Raw genomic sequence first — 24684 nt, forward strand, 5'->3', positions numbered from 1 at the left:
AGTCAGGCGAGCCTCAGAACAGACTGCCCTGATCCGGCGGCGTGCCCTTCGGCTTGGTGGATTTGCGCGCGGGTTTAGGCCCCGCCCCCTGCCCGATGTCCAGCACACCATCGGCAAATTCGATCTCAAGGGCGCGTGCCTTGGCCGCCTCGGCCTTGGTGGTGACGACATCCCCGTCGCCCCGCACCACCGCGTAACCACGCTTCAGCGTCGCCTTGTAGCCCAGCGTTTCACGTAGCCGTTCAAGTCCGTCCAGACGATCCCGCCACCCCTGTTGCTGCCGGGTGGCGGCATCGGTGAACCGCCGCGTCAACCCGTCAAGGTCGCGCCGCTTGCCTTCTATGTCACGCTTCAGGGTATGCAGGTTCAGCCGCGCGGCGGTATTGTGCAACCGCCGCCGGTCGCCCTCGACCCCCCGGCGCAACAGCCCGGGCCGCAACGCACCCGCCGCCTCCGACAGTTTCACCCGCCGCAGTTGCACCCCCCGGATCAGCGCGGCAGGCAAGCGATCACTCCATGCATCCAACCGCTGGCGCGGCACCTCGACAAGCGTCTCGACCCGCGGCAAGGCGCGCGACAGATCGCGCAACCGCTGCCCCCGTGTCGCCACCCCTTGGGTCAGGGCATGGGTCAGGCGCGCGTCCTGATTGTCCAGCCACGCCAGCAAGTCCAGCCGCACCGGAACCGCCAGTTCCGCCGCCGCCGTGGGCGTCGGCGCGCGCTTGTCCGAGGTATAGTCGATCAGCGTGGTATCGGTTTCGTGTCCGACGGCGGAAATCAACGGAATGTCACTGGCCGCCGCCGCCCGCACCACCGATTCCTCGTTGAACCCCCACAAATCCTCGATCGACCCACCGCCGCGCGCCACGATCAGCAAATCAGGCCGGGGCAAGGCGCCCCCCGGCGTCAGCGCATTGAACCCCTCGATCGCGCGGGTCACCTCGGGCGCGCAACGCTCGCCCTGCACCGCCACCGGCCAGATCAGCACCTTGCGCGGAAACCGATCCCGCAAGCGATGCAGAATATCCCGGATCACCGCCCCCGAGGGCGAGGTCACCACCCCGATCACCTCGGGCAGAAACGGCAGGGGCCGCTTGCGTTCGGGCGCGAACAACCCCTCGCCCGCCAGCGCCTTCTTGCGCGCCTCCAGCATCGCCATCAGCGCGCCGACCCCCGCCGGCTTGATATCCTCGATCACGATCTGATAGCGCGACTGCCCCGGGAAGGTGGTCAACCGGCCCGTGGCCACCACCTCCATCCCCTCTTCGGGCTGCACGGGCAGGCGCGCCGCGATCCCTTTCCAGATCACCCCGGCCAGAACCGCGCGATCGTCCTTGAGGTCCATATAGACATGGCCCGAACGCGGGCGACTCACCCGGCCCACCTCGCCGCGCACCCGGACATGGGAAAACTCGCCCTCGATGGTGCGTTTCACCGCCCCCGAAATCTCGGAAACGGAAAATTCCGGGGCGTTTTCGCCCTGCATCGGATCGTCTATCAGGTCGGACATCGCGCGCGCCTTGTGTCTGCTCTGCACCCACCTTAGAACGCCTGCCAAGCAAGGCCAAGCAGGAGACCGGCAGATGAACATCCTCATTCTGGGAAGCGGCGGGCGCGAACATGCCCTCGCATGGGCGGTGATGCAAAACCCCAAGTGCGACAAGCTGATCGTGGCGCCGGGCAATGCCGGGATCGCCCAGATCGCCGAATGTGCCACGCTGGACATCGAGGATGGCGCGGCGGTGGTCAATTTCTGCGACGGAAACGCGATTGATTTCGTCATCATCGGCCCCGAGGCCCCGCTGGCCAAAGGCGTGGCCGACCGGCTGCGCGATGCGGGCCTTCTGGTTTTTGGTCCGTCCGAGGCGGCGGCAAGGCTTGAAGCCTCCAAAAGCTTCACCAAGGAAATCTGCGACGCGGCCCTAGCCCCCACCGCGGGCTACGGTCATTTCACCGATGCCGAGTCCGCCCGCGCGCATATCCGCGCCAATGGCGCGCCCATCGTGGTCAAGGCCGATGGCCTTGCCGCGGGCAAGGGCGTGATCGTGGCCGAAACCGAAGAACAGGCGCTTGCGGCCATCGACGACATGTTCGGCGGGGCCTTCGGCGGCGCCGGCGCCGAGGTGGTGATCGAGGAATTCATGGAAGGCGAAGAGGCGTCCTTCTTCGTGCTCTGCGACGGGACCGACGCCCTGCCCATCGGCACCGCGCAGGACCACAAGCGCATCGGCGAAGGCGACACCGGCCCCAACACCGGCGGCATGGGGGCCTATTCCCCTGCCCCCGTCCTGACCGACGCGGTGGCGGCGAAAGCGCTGGACGAGATCATCCGCCCCACCCTGCGGGTGATGGCCGAGCGCGGCACGCCCTACCAGGGCGTGCTCTATGCCGGGCTGATGATCAAGGACGGCCAGCCGCGCCTTGTGGAATACAACGTCCGCTTCGGAGACCCGGAATGCCAGGTTCTGATGATGCGGCTGGGCGCGCAGGCGCTGGACCTGATGCAGGCCGCCGCCGAAGGGCGGCTGTCCGAGGTCAAGGCCCAATGGGCCGATGACCACGCCATGACCGTGGTGATGGCCGCCGAAGGTTACCCGGGATCTTATGAAAAAGGCAGCGTGATCAAGGGGCTGGAGAACTGCCCCGAGGACAGCTTCAACATGGTCTTCCATGCGGGCACCGGCGAAAAGGATGGCCAGATCATCGCCACCGGGGGCCGTGTCCTGAACGTCACCGCGCGGGGGGACACCCTGCAAGAGGCGCGCGACCGCGCCTATGCCATGGTTGATAAAATTGACTGGCCGCAAGGGGTCTGCCGCCGCGACATCGGCTGGCGCGCGCTCAAATGATCCTGCGTGACAAACCCGGGCTGCTGCAACTGCTCTTCGCGCTGCGCGGCTCGGTCCTGCCGCATATCTGGCCGCGGATTGTCGGGGTCACGGTAATCGCCGCCGCCCTTGTGGCGGTGGATCGCTATGCCGTCACCCTCACCCACACCAGCGCCGCCCCCTTCGCCGTCTTCGGCGTGGCCCTGTCGCTGTTCCTGGGGTTCCGCAACAACGCCGCCTATGACCGCTGGTGGGAGGCGCGCAAGCTCTGGGGGCAACTGGTGGCCGATAGCCGGGCCCTGGCGCGGGAAGCGGCCCTTTTCCTCGAGGACGACACGCGGCGCGAAACCGTGCAGCGCCTGACGCTGGCCTTCCTCCACCACCATCGGGCGCAATTGCGCGGTTTGCCCGCACCACAGGCCGCGCGCCGATGGCATGACACGGATTTCGGACCGGCACCGCATCCCCCCTGCGCCGTGCTCAACCGTCTGAACGACGAACTCATCGCCGGCAAACAGACCGGCCAGATCGACGGTTTCGGGCTCAAGGCGCTTTCAGAGCGGACCGGCCGTATCGCATTGGCACAGGCGGGCTGTGAACGCATCGCCACCACGCCCTTGCCTTACGTCTATTCGCTCTTGGTGTTCCGCACGACCTATCTTTACTGCTTGTTGGTGCCCCTGGCCCTGCTGGAACCCGCGGGCTGGATGACGCCCGCTTTCGTGGCGATGATCGCCTATGTTTTCTTCGGCCTGGCGGAAGTGACCGAGGAACTGGCCACGCCCTTTGGCGAAACCGTCAATGGCCTGCCGCTCGATGCCATGTGCCGGACGATCGAGATCAGCCTTGCCCCGCACCTTGGCGTGGAGCCGCCCGAGCGCCTGAGCCCGAGGAATTATTACCTGAGTTGAGTGGCTTCGGATCGCTTGCGCGATCCGACCGGGGCGAGGGGCGCTGCCCCTCGCGCTCCCCGGAGTATTTGGAGAAAGATGAAAGGGTCAGGGACAGGTCAACGCCGCGTTCAGGCTGTCGGGCCCGGTATAGGGTTCCATCGGGCGTAATGTGAGGCTGCTGCCTGACAGCCGCGTCACCATGATTTGCGACCAATCTCCGTTGGCGGTGACGATCTCGGGGCCGGTCCGGCAGGTACGGATACCGCCGGGGATGTGATCCCAGCCGATCTTGTGGTTGGTGAGGCCCTGCGCGGTGGCAACCTCGGTCAGCCGCCCCTCGTGATAGCGCCAGAGGCGCAGGGTTTGGGCAAGGTGAGGCCGGTCGATATAGGCGATCTCGATCGCCCCGTCGCCATCCATGTCCGCCGCGCCGATAGGGGCCAGCCAGCGGTTGCGCCGTCCGATATGGGGCGTGGCGGCGATGCGGCCCTCGGGGCCGTAAATCGCCAGCCGTGCCCCTTTGGTGAGACTGGATTCGACCGTGATGACCTCGGGGGCACCGTCGCCATCGAGGTCGGCCAGTCGTGGCGCCACGTCCTCGAAGACAAGGCTTTCCGGCACGGTCATGGTCAGGCGGCGGCCATCGGCCAGCGTCAGGCGCAGCGCGCCCCATTCCATCGCGTCGCCCAAGGCCCCATGGCCATAGCGCGTGGTGGGGGCGGCATACTCGGCCTCAAGGATCGTTTCTGCGCTGGCCGCCTGCGCCGCCAGCCAAAAGCACGACACCAGCAACGCGCGGCGGGCGGACCGGCCCCTGGGGCGCAACGGAACACGCCGCGCCCTGCGCATCAGATCTGCTTTTCGGGCATCCGCACCACGAGACCGTCCAATTCATCGGTCACCTTCAGCTGGCAGGTCAGGCGCGACTGTTTGGGATCGGGTTCAAAGGCGAAATCCAGCATATCCTCTTCCATGTCGTCCTTGGCGGGCAGCTTTTCGACCCAGGCCGGATCGACATAGACATGGCAGGTGGAACAGGCGCAGGCCCCGCCGCAATCGGCCTCGATGCCGGGAATGTTGTTGTCCCGCGCGCCTTCCATCACGGTCAGGCCATTGGCGACCTCGACCTCGTGTTTCGTCCCGTTGTGCTCGATATAGGTGATCTTGGCCATATGCTGCGCACTCCCCTTCACGTGGCAAGTTGTATGAAATCCGGATGACTCCTAGCCAAGCGATATAGGTCAGGCCAGCCCCATTTGCGACCCTTGACGGAAACAGTTGCGACAAATGCCGCAGGTTCCGCCTTTGTTCATGTAAATGGCCATTTCCACGCCCCGGCCGGCTTGCCGTTCCGCCCGCTTTCCCAAAGGTGCAAAACCGGGTAAACTGCACCGAAACCGCCCCTTGAGGCCGAGCACATGAAACCCAGTATTGTCCTTTTGCCGCTGCCGGTTGCCTTGGCCGCTTGCCAAAGCACCCTGCCGCTCACCGGCCCGGCAGAGCCCGAGATCGTCCAGACCGTGCAGGAGGCCCCCCCCGGCGCCGCCCCCGGCACCTGCTGGGGCAAGGATGTCACCCCCGCCGTGATCGAAACCGTCACCGAACAGGTGCTTTTGCAACCCGCCGAGGTGCGCGGTGACGGCACGGTTCTGGAACCCGCGATTTATAAAACCGAAACCCGGCAGGCCATCGTGCAGGAACGCCGGGTAACATGGTTCGAAACCCCCTGCGCCAGCGTGCAAACCCCTGATTTCGTGGCTTCGGTGCAGCGTGCATTGAAGGTACGCGGGCTGTATCGCGGCCCTGTCACCGGCACGATGGACGCCCGCACCCGCGCCGCCGTGCGCGCCTATCAAAAGCCCGAAGGGCTGGATTCCGGTATCCTGTCACTGGCCGCCGCCCGCCGCCTTGGGCTGGTGGCCGTTGAGCACCCTGCCGGGTAACCGCCTTTGACATCGCGCAAGGCGCATCACCCCCCCGCCCCCTAGCCTTGGCTCATAGTCCGCAGGGAAAGGCCACAGCATGATCGACGACGCCAAGCTGCACCGCATGGTCGCCCGCGCCATCCGCGCGCCCTCCAGCCACAACAGCCAGCCTTGGCTGTTTCGCCCCACCGATGGGGGGATCGACCTGTTGGCGGATCGCACCCGCGCCCTGCCCGTCACCGACCCCGAGGATCGCGAACTGACCATCAGCTGTGGCTGCGCGCTTTTCGGATTGCGGGTGGCCGCCGCCGCCGAAGGTTTGGGGGCGCATGTCACGCCCCTGCCCGACGGTCCGTGCGAAGAACGGCTGGCGCATCTGGCCTTCAATGGCCCTGCCGAGCCCGGTTTGCGCGCGCTCGCCTCGGTGATCGATATACGCCAGACATGGCGCAAAGCCTTCAGCGACAAGGCCATCGGTCAGGACATCCTGACCGACCTGCACGAGGCAGTGGCGCGCGAAGGGGCCTGGCTTTCCCCGTTTGAAAGCGAAAAGACCCGCGAGGCCACCGCGAACCTGGTGGCCGAGGGAGATGCCGCGCAATGGGCCGACCCAAGCTGGCGGCGGGAGCTTGCACAATGGATGCACCCCCGCCGCGCGGGTGATGGCCTCGCCCTGCCCGGCCTTGCCGTACCCGTGGCCCGGATGGTGATCCGCCGCTTCGACATGGGCTATGGCGTGGCCGCGCGGGATAGCGACCTGGCCGGTCATTCCCCCCTGTTGGCCGTGCTGGGCAGCGAGGGCGATACCCCCACCGATTGGCTGGCCGCAGGGCAGGCCCTGCATCACATGCTGCTTCTGGGTGCCAAGGCGGGTCTGGCGGCCTCCTACCTCAACCAGCCGATCGAAGTGATCCACCTGCGCCCCCGGCTACAGGCGCTTGCCGGGCACCCCGGGTATCCGCAAATCCTGCTGCGCATGGGGCACGCCGCGATGGATGACACGCCATCACCGCGACGGGACGTCAAAGAGGTGTTGATCGCCTGACCGCGGGCCATAACGGGGGCCGCCCCTTGCTCCTCGAAGTCTGGTCCCGGCTAGATCGTCACGCCCCAAAGCTGACTTTTGATAAAGAAACCTGTATGTTTCTTGCGAAGATTACGCGGGAGGGCCTCATGAGACTGATATACAACGGTATTTTGATAGGCGTGATATTCGGGGCCGCAACTCCGGCGCTCTCAGCGGATTTTCAGACGAGGATGATTGGCGGGTCCGTTCAGTTGGGCGGAGAACTGGTCATATCGATCATGCCTGGTGACAAAACGATGCCGTCAAACGCAAAATGTAGCGTCGAGGTGCCAGAGCCTTATTCCGGGCATCTCGAATTGATTTCATCCAATTGTTCCGCAATGAAAATCCAGCAGGCTTTCGAGCCCATTCGCGACGAAAACGGGTATGCTATTCCATCAACGGACGTGCCCTACAACCTCATCGTGGCCAATGAAAATGGACAGGAAGTGGGCCGCGTGAACGGCATTTTCCCTTACAACAATCAATTCAGCGACCTACGGATTCACATAAAGGATGTGAAAAATCCGGTTTCCCCCGGCGAGTCGTTTCAGGCCGTTGTGCTTGGTGCCGGAGAACCCATTTCTGAAAGCCTCCTGTGTCGGTGGGCCACTTACGGGCCGGTTGCCTTTGAGCCGATGTCCGAAAACAAGTGTTCAGGCCGGATCACAGCTCTGGAGCCACAGGGGCGTGATGGTGACATGAATGTCGAGATCGTCAACCTCAAGGATATGCATGCGGTCGGCTATGCGATTTCAAAGATAATCGTCGAATAGCCTCCGATACGGTGTCGGCTTCGGGCGCGAACACATCATGCGCTTAAAAGGCCCCCTGCCCCGAACGTGACCCGGGACCTCACCGCAAACAGGTGGTCGAATATACGAAACGTCCCGGGGCTCCACCCGTTCGCGCCTGAAACGCTCCCCCGGAGCGTTTCCAAGACGGCTGGGCTCCGCCCGTTCGGCCCTCAATCGCTCCACCGGAGCGATTGCAAGACGGCTGGGCTCCGCCCGTTCGCGCCTGAAACGCTCCCCCGGAGCGTTTCCAAGACGGCGCTCACTCCTCGCCCTGGGCCTCGGCGCGGGTCTTGCCCGAAACATTCATCGCCAAAGTCGCCGCCATGAATTGGTCCAAATCGCCGTCCAACACCCCCTTGGTGTCGCTGGTCTCGACGCCCGTCCGCAGGTCCTTCACCATCTGGTAAGGCTGCAAGACGTAAGAGCGGATCTGGTTGCCCCAGCCCGCGTCGCCCTTGGATTCATGCGCCTCGTTGATCGCCTCGTTGCGGCGGTCCAGTTCCAGCTGGTACAGGCGCGATTTCAGGGCCTTCATGGCAATATCGCGGTTCTGGTGCTGGGATTTTTCCGAACTGGTCACCACGATGCCGGTAGGCGCGTGGGTGATCCGCACCGCCGAGTCGGTGGTGTTCACGTGCTGCCCGCCCGCGCCCGAGGACCGATAGGTATCGATCCGGATATCGGCCGGGTTCACCTCGATCTCGATGTCGTCATCCACCACCGGGTAGACCCAGACCGAACAGAAGGATGTATGCCGCTTGGCCGCCGAATCGAAAGGCGAGATTCGCACCAACCGATGCACCCCCGATTCCGACTTCAGCCAGCCATAGGCGTTATGCCCGGAAATCTTGTAGGCGGCGGATTTGATACCCGCCTCGTCGCCCGCGCTTTCCGATTGCAACTCCACGGTATAACCGCGCTTCTCGGCCCAGCGGACATACATCCGCGCCAGCATCGAAGCCCAGTCGCAGCTTTCCGTGCCGCCCGCGCCGGCGTTGATCTCAAGGAAGGTGTCGTTGCTGTCGGCCTCGCCATCCAGCAGTGCCTCCAATTCCTTGGCCGCTGCGCGCTTGGCCAGCGCCTTGAGGGCCTCCTCGGCCTCGGTGACAACCTCGTCATCCTCTTCCATCTCGCCCAGTTCGATCAGGCCGGACTGATCCTCAAGCTCCTGTTGGATGCTGTCATGGGTCTCCATGGCATCCACGAGGCTCTGCCGCTCGCGCATCAGCTTCTGCGCCTTGGCGGGATCGTCCCACAGGTTGGGGTCCTCGACCCGGGCGTTGAATTCCTCAAGCCGGTGCTGGGCCGTCTCCCACCCCATCCGCTGGCGCAACAGCTCCAGCGATTTCTCGATTTCGGAAACAAGGGTCTGGATTTCGGCGCGCATTGCATTGGGTCCTTGGTCTGCTCAGATGCGGGTGATACCGCAGGGCGCGGAGGCGGGCAAGATCACCCGCGCCCGCTGCATTTGCTTTGGATGTCAGTAAAGGCCGCCGGAACTCATCGTCCCGAAGTTGGCCTTGCCGCCGACCGTGGCCTTCTGGCCGGTCGAGGTGGTGACCTCCTTGACCTGCTCCTGCTCGCCCGAGCGATAAAGATCAAGGTTTTCACCCATGGCAAACCCCCCGTCGAAGGTGATGCCGAAAACCGGTTCCTCGCCATCGCGGAAATACTCGGCCACCACATGCTCGCCACTGGCGTCATCCGACAGGCGCGCGCCGGTGAACCGGTCGATCTTGATGAAATGCCCGCCCGGCGGCACGCGGAAATCGGTCCCCCCGTATTTCTTGATGGCCTCTTGCATGAACTCTTGGAAGACCGGGCCACACATCGACCCGCCATAGGCCCCGCGGCCAAGGCTGCGCGGCTGGTCGAACCCGATGTAACAGCCCGCCGCGACGGTGCTGGTAAAGCCCACGAACCACACGTCCCGCGCATCGTTGGTGGTGCCCGTCTTGCCCGCCACCGGCACCGGCAGGTCGATCACCCGCGAGGCGGTGCCGCGATCCACGACACCCTTCATCATCGACGTCAACTGGTAAGCGGTAATCGCATCCATGACCTGTTCGCGGTTCGACACGATCCGCGGGCCCCGGTTCGGCGCGATGCCGGGATCGCCGCAATCGGTACAATCGCGCGTGTCATGCGAATATACCGTCTTGCCGTAACGGTCCTGCACCCGGTCGACCAGCGTGGGTTCCACCCGCTCCCCGCCATTGGCAAACATCGCATAGGCCGAAACCACCTTGTAAAGCGTGGTCTCTTCCGAGCCCAGCGAGTTGGCCAGGAACCGCCCCATGTTGTCATAAACGCCAAAGCGTTCGGCGTAATCGGCCACCACGTCCATGCCCACCTCCTGGGCCAGACGAATGGTCATCAGGTTCCGCGACCGCTCGATCCCCGTCCGCAGGGGCGTGGGCCCGTAGAACTTGTTCGACGAATTGCGCGGCCGCCACAAGCCCTGCGGCGTGTTGATCTCGATGGGGGCATCGACCACGATCGTCGCCGGGGTATAGCCACTGTCCAACGCGGCGGCATAGACGAAGGGCTTGAAACTCGACCCCGGCTGCCGCTTGGCCTGCGTGGCGCGGTTGAACACCGAATGCTGATAGGAAAACCCGCCCTGCATCGCCAGAACCCGGCCGGTTTGCACGTCCATGGCGACGAAACCACCCTCGGCCTCGGGCACCTGCCGCAGGCTCCAGCGGATGAAATCGCCGCTGCCATCCTCGGTCATCTTGCGGACGTGAACGACCTCGCCGCGTTCGAATTCATCCCGAAAACTCCCCGGAAGCCATGCAATATCCTTGCGCGGCACCACATGCGGCGCGGCCTCATCCGGGGCCACGCCCTCGATGCCCAGACGCATCTCCTGATCGCCGATCTCAAGCACCACCGCCGGATACCACGTGCCGTTCAACTCGATGTCGCGGGCCACCTTGGCCTCGGAGAGCGCCTCGCGCCACGCCTCCTCGCTCTCCAGGGCCTCCTCCGGCAGGACAACCCCGGTGCCGCGCCAACGGCCCCGCCCCCGGTCGTACTTTTCCAACTGGCGGCGCAGCGCCGTGGCCGCCTCGGCTTGCATCTCGGGGTCGATGGTGGCGCGCACGCTCAGGCCGCCGGTGAAAAACTCGCCCTCGCCGAAATCCTGGCTCAGCTGGCGGCGAATTTCGTCGGTGAAATAGTCGCGCGGCGGCAAATCGGCGCTGAACGGCGCGAAATCGCCATTTTGAACCGAGCGCAGCGGCGCGGCCACTTCCGCCTCGTAGGTCGCCTTGTCCAGATAGCCGTTCTCGTGCATCTCCCGCAGCACGAAGTTCCGGCGGCTCAACAACCGCTCCTTCTCGCGCACGGGGTGGTAGTCACTGGGCGCTTTCGGCATCGAGGCCAGTGTCGCCGCCTCATGCGGGGCCAGTTCCCGCAGGGTCTTGTTGAAATAGGTCTGCGCCGCCGCCGTCACACCATAGGAATTCTGACCAAGGAAAATCTCGTTGAGATACAGTTCAAGAATCTTCTCCTTGTTCAGGGTCTCCTCGATCCGGGTGGCAAGGATGATCTCCTTGATCTTGCGCTCGATCCGCCGGTCGCCGGACAGCAGGAAGTTCTTCATCACCTGCTGGGTGATGGTCGAGGCCCCGCGCACGTTCTTCCCGCGCGAGCGGACCGCCTCGACAATCGCCGCCGCGATCCCGCGCGCATCATATCCCCCGTGGGAATAGAAATTCTTGTCCTCGGCGCTGATGAAGGCCTGCTTGACCAGATCGGGAATATCCTCGGCCGGGGTGAACAACCGGCGCTCGCGGCTGAACTCGTCGATGATCCGCCCCTCGCCGGAATAAATCCGGCTGATGGTCGGCGGCGTGTAATTGGCAAGGCTTTCATGGCTGGGCAGGTCCTTGCCATAGATATGAAAGACCGCGCCGATACTCAGCGCGATCAGCATCACGCCCAGCGTCAGAAGACTGAACAGCGTGCCGAAAAATGATCCTATCGCCCTAAGCACAAACGCCCCCGCAGTAATTTGGACCTCATATAGGCACGGCCTTGGCCCACGTCAAAACACATCTGGCATGGCACCGCAGATGGGCCGCTCATTGCCGCACCAGATCGGCACGCGCCGCATCCTCCTGCCGCCACGCGGCAATCGCATCGCGCAGCGCGGCCCCCATCCGGCCCCGCCAGCCCGCATCGCGCAGGTTGGCCCTGTCCCGCTCGCTCGACAAAAAACCCAGCTCTACCAGAACCGAGGGAATATCCGGCGATTTCAGCACCGAGAACCCGGCATGCCGCAGGGGCCGCGAATGCAGCGGCAGGTCATGGGCCGCAAGGCTCAGGCGCACCGCCTTGGCCAGACGCTCGGCGCGCGGTTGGGTTTCCATCCGCGCCAGATCCATCAGGACATCGGCCACCACGTCATCGCTGCCGCGCAGGTCCACACCGGCCAGCATATCGGCCCGGTTGTGCCGCTCGGCCAAGGCCGCACTGGCCGCGTCGCTGGCGCTGTCGGACAGGGTGTAAACCGTGGCCCCATGCGCCCGCCCCTCGCGCAGCGCATCGGCATGAAGCGAGATGAAAATATCCGCCTGCACCCGATGGGCCACCGCCACCCGCCGCTCAAGCGAGACAAAGCTGTCATCGGTGCGCGTCAGGATCACCTCCATGCCGCCGGCCCGCAACAACATCTCCTTCAACTCGCGGGCAAACTGCAACATCAGGTCCTTCTCGGCCACGCCCCCGGCTTCGGCCCCCGGGTCGATCCCGCCATGGCCCGGGTCCACGACCACCATCAAGGGGTCCTCGCCCCGCTGACGCGGACGGCGTTCGGCCCTGAGCCCCTCCGAAGGCAACTCCCACCCCGGCAAATCCGGCGCGCCCGCCGCCGTGGCAAAAGCCTCAGCATCAGCCGCCCCCAGGACAACTTCCAACCTTGCCGCGCCCGTCTCGGGCGTGACCCGCAAATCGACGGTTTCGGGCAGGTATGGCCCATCCATATCCACCACCATCCGCGACCAGCCGGGCCGGAACCCGCCCATCCGCAGGGCCAAGGCCCGATCGCTGCGATCCAGCGCCCCGGCATCTACGCCCTGCCAATCCACCTCGCGGAAATCCATGACAAGCCGCGCAGGATCATTCAGGGTGAACACCCGGTACGGCACCCCCTGGCTCAAAGCCAGTTCAACGGACAGCCCGCCGCGCCGATCCTCCACGCCGCTTTCGTCGGGCAAAACCCGCGCCAGGCCGCTGAAGTCCTGCGCCGCGGCCAGCCCCGCCCAAAGGCAAACCACCATCACCCAAATTGCCCTGATCATCCTGCTCACCGCCGTTTTGGCTTAGTCTTGGGGGCAAGATACACCAAGGCCAAAGCCATTGCACCCACCCCGGCCTTTCTTCTTGGCAAAAATATCCCCGTGCCTTGCCTCGGAGATGGGGCGAGCCCTTGTTGGACATTCGGTCGTGAAGGTCCTGCGCGGACTCAAGGCCGCAGACCGCCGCGCATCGCCGGGCTGGCACCTGCCATTCCTCAAACCGTACAAAACGCCCCTAGGTTTCGTACAAAACTCACCACACACCCTGTTAACCCGCCGGGATACAGACAAAACCACCGACGCAATACCGACGTATTACCGATGCGGTACAGAAAGCGGTTTTCGAGCTTAACCAAGGGGTTAGCCCCCGATTCGCAGGCGATCTTTACCCCCGCGCCTCCATGAACCGCTTGAGCCGCACCAGCCCCTCCTCGATATCCGCCGTGCCCCGGGCATAGGAAAACCGGATGGTCCCGCCCCCGCGCTCGGGGTCGAAATCCAGCCCCGGCGTCACCGCCACCCCGGCCTGTTCCAGAATCTCGGCGGCAAAGGCGCGGCTGTCGTCGGTGATATGGCTGACATCGGCATAGACATAAAACGCCCCATCGGGCGGCGCGATCCGGTCGAACCCGGCCTTGGGCAGGCCCTCCAGCATCAACTGCCGGTTGGCGCGGTAAACCGCCATGTTGGCCTCAAGTTCCTCGCGGCAGTCCATCGCCGCAAGGGCGGCCACCTGGCTTGCATGTGGCGGACAAATAAAGAGATTTTGCGCCAGACGTTCGATCACCCGCACATGATCCTCGGGCACCACCATCCAGCCCACGCGCCAGCCGGTCATGCTGAAATACTTGGAAAACGAGTTGATGACATAGGCCTCGTCGCTGATCTCCAGCGCGGTCACGGCCTTGGCCTCGTACTCGATGCCGTGGTAGATCTCGTCACTGATAAAGCTGGTGCCATGCGCTTGCGTGGCCTCCATCAGTGCGGCCAGATCGTCACGGCCCAGCATCGTCCCACTGGGATTCGCCGGGCTGGCCACCATCAGCCCCGCCAGATCCTGCCCCTCAAGGTCACTCGGGACCGGCTGAAGGCGGTTTTCCGCCGCCGTCTCGATATCCACCGGCACAAGGTCCAGCGCCTTGAGAATCTGGCGGTAACTGGGATACCCCGGCGCGCCAATGCCCACCCTGTCGCCCGCATCGAACAAGGCGGTAAAGGCAAGGATGAAGCCCCCCGAACTGCCCGGGGTGATCACCACCCGCTCAGGGTTCAGATCGACGTTGTACCACTCGCCATAAAGCCGCGCGATCCGTTCGCGCAGGGCCGGCAGGCCAAGCGCCACGGTATATCCCATGGCATCCTCGCCCATGGCCCGCGTCAAGGCCGCGCGCGCGCCCTCGGGCGCGGGCGTGCCCGGCTGGCCCACCTCCATGTGGATGATGTGCCGCCCCTCGGCCTCGGCCCGCCGCGCGGCCTCCATCACGTCCATCACAATAAAGGGATCAACGCCGCTTCGGGTTGAGTTCCGCATCGCTTCGCTCCTAGACTGCGCCCAACACCGCCCGTTTCAACCGGAAAAGGCCCTGCCGTCAATGCACCTTCTCAGGCTCCTCGCCATCGCGCTGCTGGTCACGATGACGTTGGCCGCACCCTCGCGTGCGCTGACCCTGCTGCGTGATCCCGATATCGAATACGCGCTCCGGAAGCTGGCCGAACCCGTGCTGAAAGCCGCCGGGCTCAGCCCCTCGGGCACCGATATTCTGGTGATCGACGATCGCAACCTCAACGCCTTCGTGGTCGACCGCAATCATATCTTCATCCACTCCGGCCTTTTGCTGAAGATGGACAATCCCGCGATGCTTCAGGCCGTGCTGGCGCATGAGGCCGCCCATATTTCCAACGGCCACCTCGTGCGCCGCCCCATCAACCTGCGCAACGCCCGCACCGCCGCCGGGATCGGCGCGGCCCTGGCCGCCGCCGCCGCCGTGGCCGCAGGCTCGGGCGAGGCCGCCGCCGGGGCCGCCCTTGGCGCGCAAACCACCGCTCAGCGCCTGTTCTTCGCCCATACCCGGGCCGAGGAAAACGCCGCCGACCAATCCGGCATGCGCTACATGGCCAATGCCGGGATCGACCCGCAGGGCATGGTCGAGGTCATGGACATCTTTCGCGGGCAAGAAGCGCTCAGCGCCGCGCGGCAAGACCCCTATGCACGCACCCATCCAATGAGCGCCGATCGCTTCCGCGTGGTCAACCGTCTGGCGCAGGCCTACGCCGAGAAGACCCGCGACAACCAAAGCGCCGACTACTGGTTCGCCCGCGCCAAGGGCAAGCTTTCGGCCTTCCAGCGCAGCCCGAAATGGACCCTGCGCCGCGCCGGGGAAACGGGCTTTCGCGATGTCAGGCTGATCCGCGAGGCCGTGGCCCACCACCGCCGCTCCAATCTCTCGCGGGCGCTCAAATCCATCGACGCGGCCATCGCCAGCCGCCCCAAGGACCCGTTCCTTTACGAACTCAAGGGCCAGATCCTCATCGAAAGTCGCCGCTTCGGCGCGGCGGCCTCGGCCTATGGCCGGGCCACGCAACTGGCCCCGCGCAATGCGCTGATCCTCGGGGCCTATGGCCGCGCCCTTCTGGCGCAGGGCAAGGTGGGACAGGCCACCAAGTACCTCGAACAGGCCCGCGCCCGCGATGGCCGCGACAGCCGCGTGATGCGCGATCTGGCACAGGCCTATGCCAAGCAGGGAAACCGGGGCATGGCCTCGCTTCTCACCGCCGAACGCTACGCCATGCAGGGCCGGATGGAAGACGCCGGCCTGCACGGCCAACGCGCCAGCGACCTTCTGCCGCGTGGCTCCACCGGCTGGCGTCGCGCGCAAGATGTGTTATCTGCGGCACAACGTGCCGCCAAACAACGCAAACGGAGATAACCCGCATGACACGCCGCCCCCTTCTGCCCGCCATGGCCCTTGCCATGGCTTCACTCACCGCCCTGCCCGCGCAGGCCCTCGACCTCGAGGACATGAGCCAACCCGAGCGCGAGGCTTTCCGCGCCGAGATCCGCGCCTACCTGCTGGAGAACCCCGAAGTGATCATGGAGGCCGTCGCGGTGCTGGAACAGCGTCAGGCCGAGGCACAGGCGCAGAACGACGTGGAACTGGTCCAAGCCAATGCGCAGGCGATCTTCGACGACGGCCACTCATGGGTCGGCGGCAACCCGGACGGTGACATCACGCTGGTCGAGTTCATGGATTACAAATGCGGCTACTGCAAACGCGCCTTCCCCGAGGTGAACGACCTGCTGGAGTTTGACGGCAACATCAAACTGATCGTCAAGGAATTCCCGATCCTCGGCGAACAATCCGTGCTGGCCTCGCGCTTTGCCATCGCCACGCTGCAAACCCTTGGCGATGAGGCCTATGAGCAGATCCACGATGCGCTCATGGTCTACAACGGCGACATCACCCAGACCGCCCTCAACCGCATGGCCGAGGGCTTCGGCCTCGATGCCGCCGCGATCGAGGCGCAGATGGACAGCGACGCCGTCAACACCGTCATCGCCGAGAACCGCGCGCTGGCCCAACGCCTCAATATCTCGGGCACACCGTCCTTCGTGATGGAAGACCAGATGCTGCGCGGCTACCTGCCGCTCGACGAAATGCAGCGCGTCGCCGCCGAGATCCGCGACAACTGATGCGCCCTGCGCCCCTCTCCGGCCTGCCGCCCTTGGTGGCGGGCCTTTTCGCCTTGGCCGCACCCGCCGGGGCCGAAACCGATTTCACCGATCTGACCCCGACGGAACGCGCCATTTTCCATTCCGAGATTCGCGAGGCGCTTCTCGGCCTGCCCGACCTGACCCAACGGATCGCGCCCCCGCCAATCGACCCCTACGCCGACGCAGTGGAAAATGACCTCGCCCGCATCAAGGCACAGGCCGACCGCCTCTTTGCCCCCGACCTGCCGGGTTTCGGCCCCAAGGACGCCGCGCAAACCATCGCCCTGCTCACCCGGGCCGATTGCGCCCCCTGCGCAAAGGCCGAGGCGGATCTACGCAAGCTAACCAAGGGCCGCGACCTGCGGGTGACCCTGATCGACATGGATGAAAACCCCGATCTCGTGCAGGCGCTGGAGCTTGACCTCGCCCCCTCCTACGTGCTGCCCGACATGATGCTGCGCGGCCATATGCCCGCCATCGTGCTGAAACGTTACCTCACCCGCTAACGGCCAACAGCCTCTTGCACGCCCCGCGCCCCCGGCGCATTCTGCCGCGCATGAGCACACCCACATGGGGCCTTGTCGCCACGATCAAGGCCGATAGCACCGACATCCTGAACTTCGCCGCCCATCATCTCGATCTGGGGGCGCATCGCGTGCATATCTACCTCGACGAAGACGCGCCCGCGGCGCGCGAGGCCCTGATCGGCCACCCGAAATGCCGTGTCGTCCTCTGTGACGAGGGCTATTGGAAACGCCGCGCCAAACGCAAGGGACGCCCCGCGAAACACCAGCCCCGCCAGACGATGAACGCCACCCATTGCTACAACCGCAACCCGCAGGTGGATTGGCTGGCGCATCTTGACGTGGATGAATTCCTCTGGCCCACGGCCTCCCTGCCCGATCAACTGGCCGCCCTGCCCGATGACACCCTCTCGGCCCGCGTCCGGCCCATCGAGGCGCTGGCCCCCGACCCCGCCGACCCTCCGCCCGAAGGCCAGATCTGGGCCAAAAGCTGCGCCCGCCACCTCGGGCCGCGACGCGACGAAACCAACGCCATATACCCCACCTATGGCGACCACCTGAACGGCGGCTTCCTCAGCCACGTGGCGGGCAAGGTGCTTGTGCGCACCGGGCACGAGGGGGTCAGCCTGCGGATCCACAATGCCTTTCAGCACGGCGAGAAGGACAATGCCCCCGCCCTTCTGCCTGAAACACAGCTTGTCCATATGCACGGCCATGACTGGGACCACTGGCAGAAATACTATCGCTTCCGCCTCGCTCAAGGTTCCTACCGCGATGGCCTCAAAGCCGCGCCGATGGCCGATGGCGTGGCGCTGACCATGAACCAACTCTTTACCCTGCTTGAGGACGAGGGCGGCGAAGACGCCCTGCGCGCCTTCTATACCGAGGTCTGCACCGCCACCCCCGATTTGCGCGCCCGCCTCGCGCGCTTCGACCACCTGCACGCCATTCGCCTCAACCTGACCGGGAAACGCACCAAGCATTTCCCGGAAAGCTCTTGAAACGTTGATATTTCGGCAACAATCCCCATGTAGGAATACAGATCGTCGCGGCACCGGCACCTCGGATTGACCACGCCCCCCTTCTTCCGGTAAACGCAACGGCAATCGGGTCACATATGTGACGAACCACGGGGCCACACGGGCCCGACCCGAATCAGACGCGCGGGCCAAGGACGTGTCCGCAAACCATGGACACACATGACCAAATTCACTGATCTGAACCTGAACCCGAAGGTCCTCAAGGCCATCACCGAAGCCGGCTACGAAGAGCCGACCCCGATTCAGGCGGGGGCGATTCCCCCCGCCCTCGAAGGGCGCGACGTTCTGGGCATCGCCCAGACCGGCACCGGCAAAACCGCCAGCTTCACCCTGCCCATGCTGTCGCTTCTGGCACGTGGCCGGGCGCGGGCACGGATGCCACGTAGCCTTGTGCTTTGCCCCACGCGGGAACTGGCCGCGCAGGTGGCCGAGAATTTCGATACCTATTCCAAGCACCTGAAACTCACCAAGGCGCTTCTGATCGGCGGGGTCAGCTTCAAGGAACAGGACAAGCTGATCGACAAGGGTGTCGATGTCCTGATCGCCACCCCGGGTCGCCTTCTGGACCATTTCGAACGCGGCAAGCTTTTGCTGACCGGCGTACAGATCATGGTGGTGGACGAGGCCGACCGGATGCTCGACATGGGGTTCATCCCCGACATCGAACGCATCTTCTCGCTCACGCCCTTCACCCGGCAGACGTTTTTCTTCTCGGCCACCATGGCACCCGAGATCGAACGCATCACCAACACCTTCCTGCAAGCGCCCGAACGCATCGAAGTGGCCCGGCAGGCCACCGCGTCCGAGACCATCGAACAGGGCGTGGTGATGTTCAAACCGTCCCGCCGCGACCGCGCCGACAGCGAGAAACGCAAGCTCCTGCGCGCGATGATCGACGGCGAAGGCGACAAATGCACCAACGCCATCATCTTCTGCAACCGCAAGAGCGATGTCGACATCTGCGCCAAGTCTTTGAAGAAATACGGCTATGACGCGGCCCCGATCCATGGTGACCTGGACCAATCGCAGCGCACCAAGACGCTCGACGCCTTCCGCAACGGCGAGTTGCGCTTTCTCGTGGCCTCCGACGTGGCCGCCCGCGGCCTCGACGTGCCGGCGGTCAGCCATGTGTTCAACTACGATGTTCCCGGCCATGCCGAGGACTACGTACACCGCATTGGCCGCACAGGCCGCGCCGGTCGTGAAGGCAAGGCGATCACCCTCTGTGGTCCGCGTGACGAAAAAGCCTTCGACGCCGTGGAAAACCTCATCCAGAAGGAAATCCCGCGTCTCGACAATCCGGTGAAATCCGGCAAGCCCGAAAAAGCCGAGGCCGAGGCAAGCGACGAGACCAAACCAAAATCCAACCGGTCCAAATCATCGCGTTCGAAATCCGCCAAGGCCGCGGCCCCCCCCAAGGAGGACGCGCCGAAACAGGACCAGCCGCAGAAATCCGAGGCGAAATCGGACAGCTCCGGCAAATCCTCCTCGCGGTCCCGCGGCACCCGCGGTGGCGGCAACAAGGGCGGCAACGACAACCGCGTTGTCGGAATGGGCGATCACCTGCCGAGCTTCATTGCGCTCAGCTTCGAAGAACGCCGCGCGGGCTGATCCGTTTCCAAAAGGCGCGGCTACGCCGCACAGGTTTGATTGGATGAGGGGCTTTGCCCCGCTTGGGCCTCAATCGCTCCCCCGGAGCGATTGCAGGACGGCCCAACCTCCCCAGAGTATTTTTGGAAAGATGAAGGGGCGAATTGCCCCTCAAGCTGTGCGATTTTCGTACGAGTCGTACGATCCCGTTCAAACCGGCCCCGATTTTCGTACGAAAACCGGGGGGCAAGCGTACGACTCGTACGAAAGATCAGGCGCTCAGACGGCTGATGATGACCGTCACCTCGGGCCGCTTGCCGATCTCGTTTTGGGCGCTTTGCCGCGTGACCTTGCGCAGGCCCTCTTCCAGCTTGTCATCGTCCGTCAGGGTCTTGGATCCGGCCCGGCCCATGAATTGGCTCAGGTCTTCTTCCAGTACGTCCAGAAGCGGTGCGCGGCTTCGGCCTTCTTCGGGTAAGCCCTTGATTTCACACCAGGGTTCACCGAGCGGATCGTCATCTTCGTCAAGGATCACGTTGACCATGACGTGGCCGTTCAAGGCCATCCTGATGCGGTCACGCACCACGCCATCAAGCGCGCCGATCTTGACGCTCCCGTCAAGATAGGTGCGGCCTGTTTCGACATACTCGGCCACCTCGGCCCGCTCGCCGGTGAGGTCCACCATGGTGCCATTCGGGGCCAAGACGCCGCGTAAGCCTTTGGATTTGCTGATTTTTACATGCTCCCGAAGGTGACGGTGCTCGCCGTGCATGGGCACCACGAAATGCGGTTTGACCAGATCATGCAGCTTTTCCAGATCGGGCCGGTTGGCATGTCCGGAAACGTGGTAAAGACCGCTGGAGTCGTCCACCACGTCAACGCCCATCTCACTGAATTGATTGATGATTCTGATGACGCCGCGTTCATTTCCGGGGATGGTTTTCGAGGAAAAGAGGAACATATCCCCCTCTTTCATGGTGATCCCCTGATACTTGCCTTGGGCCAATTGGGCACTGGCCGCGCGCCGTTCCCCTTGGCTTCCGGTGACGATCAGCATGACGTTTTCGCGCGGAATTTCCTTTGCATCCTCGGGGCTTACGGTTTTCGGGAACTCCTTGAGCACCCCGGTTTCCACCGCCGCCTCGATCATTCTGCGCATCGCGCGGCCCAACAGGCAGATCGACCGCCCGGCCCGTTTGCCCGCCTCGGCCAAGGTTTTGACGCGCGCCACGTTGCTGGCAAAAGTCGTGGCCACGACCATGCCCTTGGCCCCCGCGATCAACCCTTCGATGTCACTGGACAGGCTGCTTTCAGAGCGTCCCTCATGTGCATTGAAAACATTGGTAGAATCGCACATCAACGCCTGCACGCCCGGCTCGGCCAAGGACGCCCATAGTTCTTCGTCAAAGGCTTCGCCGACGACAGGATCATGGTCGACCTTGAAGTCACCCGAATGCACCAGACGGCCCTTGGGCGTGTCGATGACCAGCCCGGAACTCTCTGGAATCGAATGGGAAATCGGCACGAAACCCACCTTGAAGGGCCCAACTTCGGTCACCTCCGGCCAGGCCGAAACCGTGCGCACCGATTTCTCGGTATAGCCTTTCTCGGTCATCTTGCGCCGGGCGATATTAGCGGTGAAGGCCCGCGCATAGATCGGCGCGCCAAGATCTTCGTGGAACTGCGCCACCGCCCCCACGTGATCCTCGTGGGCATGGGTGATGAAAATCGCCTCCAAACGGTCACGCCGTTCCGCAAGCCATTGAACATCCGGGAAAATCAGGTCCACGCCCGGTGTGCTGTCCATGTCGGGGAAGGTCACGCCAAGATCAACGAGGATCAGACGCTCCTTTCCCGGTTCGCCGTAGCCATAGACATAGGCGTTCATGCCGATCTCACCGGCGCCCCCGAGGGGCATGTAGATAATGCGTTCGCTGCTCATTGGGCCTCGGCCTTCTTGTTATGGTCATGAATCACGGTCAGGCCGTGCATCGTCAGGTCATCGTCAATTTCATCGAAAAGCATTTCGCCTTGGGCAAAGAGCGGGGCAAGCCCGCCTGTCCCGATGATCCGCATGGGGCGTTCGTATTCAGCACGGATACGGGCGCAGATGCCATTCACAAGGCCGACATAGCCCCAGAACACGCCCGACTGCATACAGTCCACCGTGTTGGTCCCGATGACTTTTGGTGGCTTGGTGACATCCACGTGCGGCAGGGCGGCGGCGGCCATGTGAAGGGCCTCAAGGCTGAGGTTCACCCCCGGCGCGATCCCCCCCCCAACATAGGCCCCATCATGCGCCACCACGTCAAAGGTGGTTGCGGTACCGAAATCCACCACGATCAGGTCACCGCCATGCCGGTCAAAGGCCCCGGCGGTGTTGACCAGGCGGTCAGGGCCAACCTGTGTCCCCGGATCGACGCGCGGCGCATGCGGCAAAAGGCACTCGGGTTTGCCCACCACCATGGGCCGACAGCCAAAGAACCGGTCGGCAAAGACCCGAAGGTTGAAAACCACGCGCGGCACCGTGGAAGAGATGATGACATCGGTGATGTCGGGCTTGATGCCATAATGATTAATCAGCGTGGAAAACCACGTGAAATAGGCATCCGCCGTGCGCGCGTGATGGGTCGAGGTGCGCAGGGTGCAAAGGAACTCCTTGCCATCCCAGATGGAAAACACCGTGTTCGTGTTGCCGCAATCAATCGCCAGAAGCATGCGCCGCCCCTTTTAGAAAAACACCTCGGCCGCCGGGATGGCGTGCCGTGTATCGCGCGTTGTTAGAACAAGATTGCCCGCTTCGTCCACCGTCTCGAAGGTGCCGGTGATCTCGCTGCGGGATGTGCGGGCGGTGATGACCTCGCCCAAGCGTGCGGCACGATCCAGCCACGCGGTGCGGATCGGACCAAAGCCATAAGTCGTGAACTGTGTTTCGTGCCGGGCATAGGCCTGTGCAAGGAGGGTCAGGAAAGGTTCGGGTCCCACGTCAGCACCAGTCTCGGACAAAAGCGAGACCGGACGCATTGCGCCCGGCTCAACCTCACCGACATCGGGCGCGTTTCGAAGGTTCACTCCGATCCCGATCGCCAGATGCGACAGGCGCGGGCCATGGCCCGCACTTTCCAGAAGGATACCCGCCAGTTTCCCACCATTCAAAAGCACATCGTTGGGCCACTTGAGACTGACCCCCGCGGCACGTCCCGTGGCCGCCACGATCGCATCGTAAAGCGCCAGCGACGCCACGAAGGAACGCAGGGCCGCCTGCTCGGGCGGTTCTGTAGGGTGCAGGACAAGCGTTGCGGCAAAATTGCCCGCCGGGTTGGCCCAGCCCCTGCCCCGGCGCCCACGGGCAGCGGTTTGTTTCTGGGCCTTGATCCATGTCGGGCCAATCAGCCCCCCCGCAACACGCGCGGCTTCGGCGTTGGTGCTGTCGACTTCGGCCAGAACTTTGCGATCATATCCTTGGGGCCAATCAGTCATGCGTTTGCCTTTCTGACCATCCGTCACAAACAAAGCGACGCGCCAGCGGCGCGTCACTCGGATTTAGCTGGTAAGTGGAAGGATCAGTTAACAAGCGTTACCGCCGCGGCCTGCGCCACGCTGTCCACGCCGAACATATTGATGATCCCCAGAAGCATCAGCGCCGCCGACGCCATGAGGAACCCCCACTGCATCGGTGAACGGCCGGTTTCCAGCGGCTCGCGCTCTTCGCCGAAATACATGTAATAGACGATGCGCAAGTAATAGAAGGCCCCGATCACCGAAGCGACCACACCGGCAACAGCCAGCCACGCCAACCCGCCTTCATAGGCCGCACGCAACACGTAAAGCTTGCCGAAGAACCCCAGAAGCGGTGGCACGCCAGCAAGGCTGAACAGAAGCAGAAGCATGGCAAGCGCCCGGCCCGGATGGGCGCGCGAATACATATTGAGGCTTGCGATGTCCGTGACCGGCTTGCCGTCGCGCTCCATGCTCAGGATGAAGGCGAAGGTACCGATGTTCATGGTCACGTAAATCGCCATGTAAACCAGCATCGATTCGACCCCAAGCGCGGTGCCCGCGGCAAGGCCCATCAGGGCATAGCCCATATGCGCGATCGAGGAATAGGCCATCAGGCGCTTGATGTCCGTCTGCCCGATGGCGGCAACCGCGCCAAGGAACATCGACAGAAGCGACAGCACCGCAAGCACCTGTTGCCAGTCACCCACGACGCCGCCAAAGGCGTCATGCACCACGCGGGCGAAAAGGCCCATGGCCGCCACCTTGGGGGCCGTGGCGAAAAAGGCCGTAATCGGCGTGGGCGCGCCTTCGTAAACGTCCGGTGTCCACATGTGGAACGGCACGGCAGAGACCTTGAAGGCCAGACCGGAAATGACGAAGACCAAGCCCAACAGAAGGCCGATGGGGGCTTGCCCCTCGGCTGCCTCGATGATGCCCGAGAACAGTGTCGTACCGGCATACCCGTAGGTGAGCGAGGCCCCGTACAGCAGCAAGCCGGAACTCAGGGCACCAAGTACGAAGTACTTGAGGCCCGCCTCGGTCGATTTGGCGCTATCGCGGCGCAGCGAGGCCACGACGTAAAGCGCCAGCGATTGCAGCTCCAGCCCCATGTAAAGCGCCATGAGGTCACCCGCACTGACCATCACCATCATTCCGACCGCCGAAAGTGCGATCAGCAGAGGGTATTCAAAGCGCAAAATCTTGCGCCGAGCCATGTATTCCTGCCCCAGCACCAGAACGGCGGCGGCGGACAGCAGGATCGTCACCTTGGCGAAGCGGGCAAAGCCATCGTCGTTGAACATCCCGCCAAAGGCGGTCTGCGTGCCCTCGCCCGTGGCCCCGATCCACAGCGCCATCACCGTCATCAGCGCCGCGGTCAGCCACACCAGCAGCCCCGCCATACGGTCCTTGCCGGTGTAGGCCACCAGCAGAAGCGCCGCGAGGGCATAGACCGAGATCACGATCTCGGGGAGGATAACATTCAGATCAGCCTGCATTGGTCA

General features: G+C 64.0%; 21 protein-coding genes. 10 read left to right on the forward strand and 11 right to left on the reverse strand.

Features of this window, described 5'->3' with window-relative positions:
* Positions 1 to 13: 13 nt before the first annotated feature.
* Positions 14 to 1510 (reverse strand): exodeoxyribonuclease VII large subunit, encoded by a 1497-nt coding sequence (gene xseA / locus FDP25_RS02535; RefSeq protein WP_154148624.1) that lies wholly within the window; start codon positions 1508 to 1510, stop codon positions 14 to 16.
* A 73-nt stretch (positions 1511 to 1583) separates the two neighbouring features.
* Here xseA and purD point away from each other — a divergent pair, with 73 nt between their 5' ends.
* Positions 1584 to 2849 (forward strand): phosphoribosylamine--glycine ligase, encoded by a 1266-nt coding sequence (gene purD / locus FDP25_RS02540; RefSeq protein ID WP_154148626.1) that lies wholly within the window; start codon positions 1584 to 1586, stop codon positions 2847 to 2849.
* Complete coding sequence (locus FDP25_RS02545; RefSeq protein ID WP_154148628.1) at positions 2846 to 3739, forward strand: bestrophin family protein; 894 nt, start codon at positions 2846 to 2848, stop codon at positions 3737 to 3739. The genes purD and FDP25_RS02545 overlap by 4 nt, the downstream gene beginning before the upstream one ends.
* A gap of 87 nt (positions 3740 to 3826) precedes the next feature.
* Here FDP25_RS02545 and FDP25_RS02550 read toward each other — a convergent pair whose 3' ends face one another.
* Positions 3827 to 4570, reverse strand: a complete 744-nt coding sequence (locus FDP25_RS02550) for an FG-GAP repeat domain-containing protein (RefSeq protein WP_343031939.1) — start codon at positions 4568 to 4570, stop codon at positions 3827 to 3829.
* Entirely contained in the window at positions 4570 to 4893 is a 324-nt protein-coding gene (locus FDP25_RS02555) for a 2Fe-2S iron-sulfur cluster-binding protein (RefSeq protein ID WP_154148630.1), read from the reverse strand. The genes FDP25_RS02550 and FDP25_RS02555 overlap by 1 nt, the downstream gene beginning before the upstream one ends.
* 246 nt (positions 4894 to 5139) lie before the next feature.
* Here FDP25_RS02555 and FDP25_RS02560 point away from each other — a divergent pair, with 246 nt between their 5' ends.
* The 3 genes from FDP25_RS02560 to FDP25_RS02570 all read left to right on the forward strand — a co-directional run bounded on the left by FDP25_RS02560 (position 5140) and on the right by FDP25_RS02570 (position 7488).
* Entirely contained in the window at positions 5140 to 5664 is a 525-nt protein-coding gene (locus tag FDP25_RS02560; RefSeq protein ID WP_154148632.1) for a peptidoglycan-binding domain-containing protein, read from the forward strand.
* A gap of 79 nt (positions 5665 to 5743) precedes the next feature.
* On the forward strand, positions 5744 to 6691 hold the full coding sequence (locus FDP25_RS02565; protein ID WP_154148634.1) for an Acg family FMN-binding oxidoreductase: 948 nt from the start codon (positions 5744 to 5746) through the stop codon (positions 6689 to 6691).
* A 128-nt stretch (positions 6692 to 6819) separates the two neighbouring features.
* Positions 6820 to 7488, forward strand: coding sequence for a hypothetical protein (locus FDP25_RS02570; RefSeq protein WP_154148636.1), 669 nt, complete (start codon positions 6820 to 6822; stop codon positions 7486 to 7488).
* 280 nt (positions 7489 to 7768) lie between these two features.
* Here FDP25_RS02570 and prfB read toward each other — a convergent pair whose 3' ends face one another.
* The 4 genes from prfB to FDP25_RS02590 all read right to left on the reverse strand — a co-directional run bounded on the left by prfB (position 7769) and on the right by FDP25_RS02590 (position 14346).
* Positions 7769 to 8896: a peptide chain release factor 2 gene (gene prfB, locus FDP25_RS02575; protein ID WP_154148638.1), complete on the reverse strand. Its 1128-nt coding sequence runs from the start codon at positions 8894 to 8896 to the stop codon at positions 7769 to 7771.
* Between the two features lie 93 nt (positions 8897 to 8989).
* Entirely contained in the window at positions 8990 to 11512 is a 2523-nt protein-coding gene (locus tag FDP25_RS02580) for a penicillin-binding protein 1A (protein WP_343031940.1), read from the reverse strand.
* Between the two features lie 88 nt (positions 11513 to 11600).
* A complete protein-coding gene (locus FDP25_RS02585; RefSeq protein ID WP_154148640.1) occupies positions 11601 to 12818 on the reverse strand; it encodes an N-acetylmuramoyl-L-alanine amidase in 1218 nt (405 codons plus the stop codon).
* A gap of 382 nt (positions 12819 to 13200) precedes the next feature.
* Positions 13201 to 14346, reverse strand: a complete 1146-nt coding sequence (locus tag FDP25_RS02590; protein ID WP_154148642.1) for a pyridoxal phosphate-dependent aminotransferase — start codon at positions 14344 to 14346, stop codon at positions 13201 to 13203.
* A gap of 61 nt (positions 14347 to 14407) precedes the next feature.
* On the opposite strand from FDP25_RS02590, the gene FDP25_RS02595 reads away from it, so the two are divergent.
* The 5 genes from FDP25_RS02595 to FDP25_RS02615 all read left to right on the forward strand — a co-directional run bounded on the left by FDP25_RS02595 (position 14408) and on the right by FDP25_RS02615 (position 19702).
* A complete protein-coding gene (locus FDP25_RS02595) occupies positions 14408 to 15742 on the forward strand; it encodes a M48 family metalloprotease (protein ID WP_154148644.1) in 1335 nt (444 codons plus the stop codon).
* 5 nt (positions 15743 to 15747) lie between these two features.
* A complete protein-coding gene (locus tag FDP25_RS02600) occupies positions 15748 to 16506 on the forward strand; it encodes a DsbA family protein (protein ID WP_154148646.1) in 759 nt (252 codons plus the stop codon).
* Positions 16506 to 17033 carry a hypothetical protein gene (locus FDP25_RS02605; protein WP_154148648.1) on the forward strand — a complete coding sequence of 176 codons (528 nt, stop codon included), beginning with the start codon at positions 16506 to 16508 and terminating at the stop codon, positions 17031 to 17033. Before FDP25_RS02600 ends, FDP25_RS02605 begins: the two co-directional genes overlap by 1 nt.
* Before the next feature lie 50 nt (positions 17034 to 17083).
* Positions 17084 to 18052 (forward strand): glycosyltransferase family 2 protein, encoded by a 969-nt coding sequence (locus tag FDP25_RS02610; RefSeq protein WP_154148650.1) that lies wholly within the window; start codon positions 17084 to 17086, stop codon positions 18050 to 18052.
* Positions 18053 to 18250: 198 nt separating this feature from the next.
* Positions 18251 to 19702, forward strand: a complete 1452-nt coding sequence (locus FDP25_RS02615; RefSeq protein ID WP_154148652.1) for a DEAD/DEAH box helicase — start codon at positions 18251 to 18253, stop codon at positions 19700 to 19702.
* Positions 19703 to 19952: 250 nt separating this feature from the next.
* On the opposite strand, the gene FDP25_RS02620 is transcribed toward FDP25_RS02615, so the two are convergent.
* The 4 genes from FDP25_RS02620 to nuoN form a co-directional block, all read right to left on the reverse strand.
* The gene (locus FDP25_RS02620) at positions 19953 to 21623 is read right to left on the reverse strand and encodes a ribonuclease J (RefSeq protein ID WP_154148654.1); all 1671 of its coding nucleotides are present in this window, start codon (positions 21621 to 21623) and stop codon (positions 19953 to 19955) included.
* Positions 21620 to 22399: a type III pantothenate kinase gene (locus FDP25_RS02625; protein ID WP_154148656.1), complete on the reverse strand. Its 780-nt coding sequence runs from the start codon at positions 22397 to 22399 to the stop codon at positions 21620 to 21622. The genes FDP25_RS02620 and FDP25_RS02625 overlap by 4 nt, the downstream gene beginning before the upstream one ends.
* 12 nt (positions 22400 to 22411) lie before the next feature.
* Entirely contained in the window at positions 22412 to 23161 is a 750-nt protein-coding gene (locus FDP25_RS02630; protein WP_154148658.1) for a biotin--[acetyl-CoA-carboxylase] ligase, read from the reverse strand.
* A gap of 83 nt (positions 23162 to 23244) precedes the next feature.
* Positions 23245 to 24678 carry an NADH-quinone oxidoreductase subunit NuoN gene (gene nuoN, locus FDP25_RS02635; RefSeq protein ID WP_154148660.1) on the reverse strand — a complete coding sequence of 478 codons (1434 nt, stop codon included), beginning with the start codon at positions 24676 to 24678 and terminating at the stop codon, positions 23245 to 23247.
* Positions 24679 to 24684: the final 6 nt, after the last annotated feature.

Source organism: Roseovarius bejariae, assembly GCF_009669325.1.
In the GTDB taxonomy this organism is placed as follows: Bacteria; Pseudomonadota; Alphaproteobacteria; order Rhodobacterales; family Rhodobacteraceae; genus Roseovarius; species Roseovarius bejariae.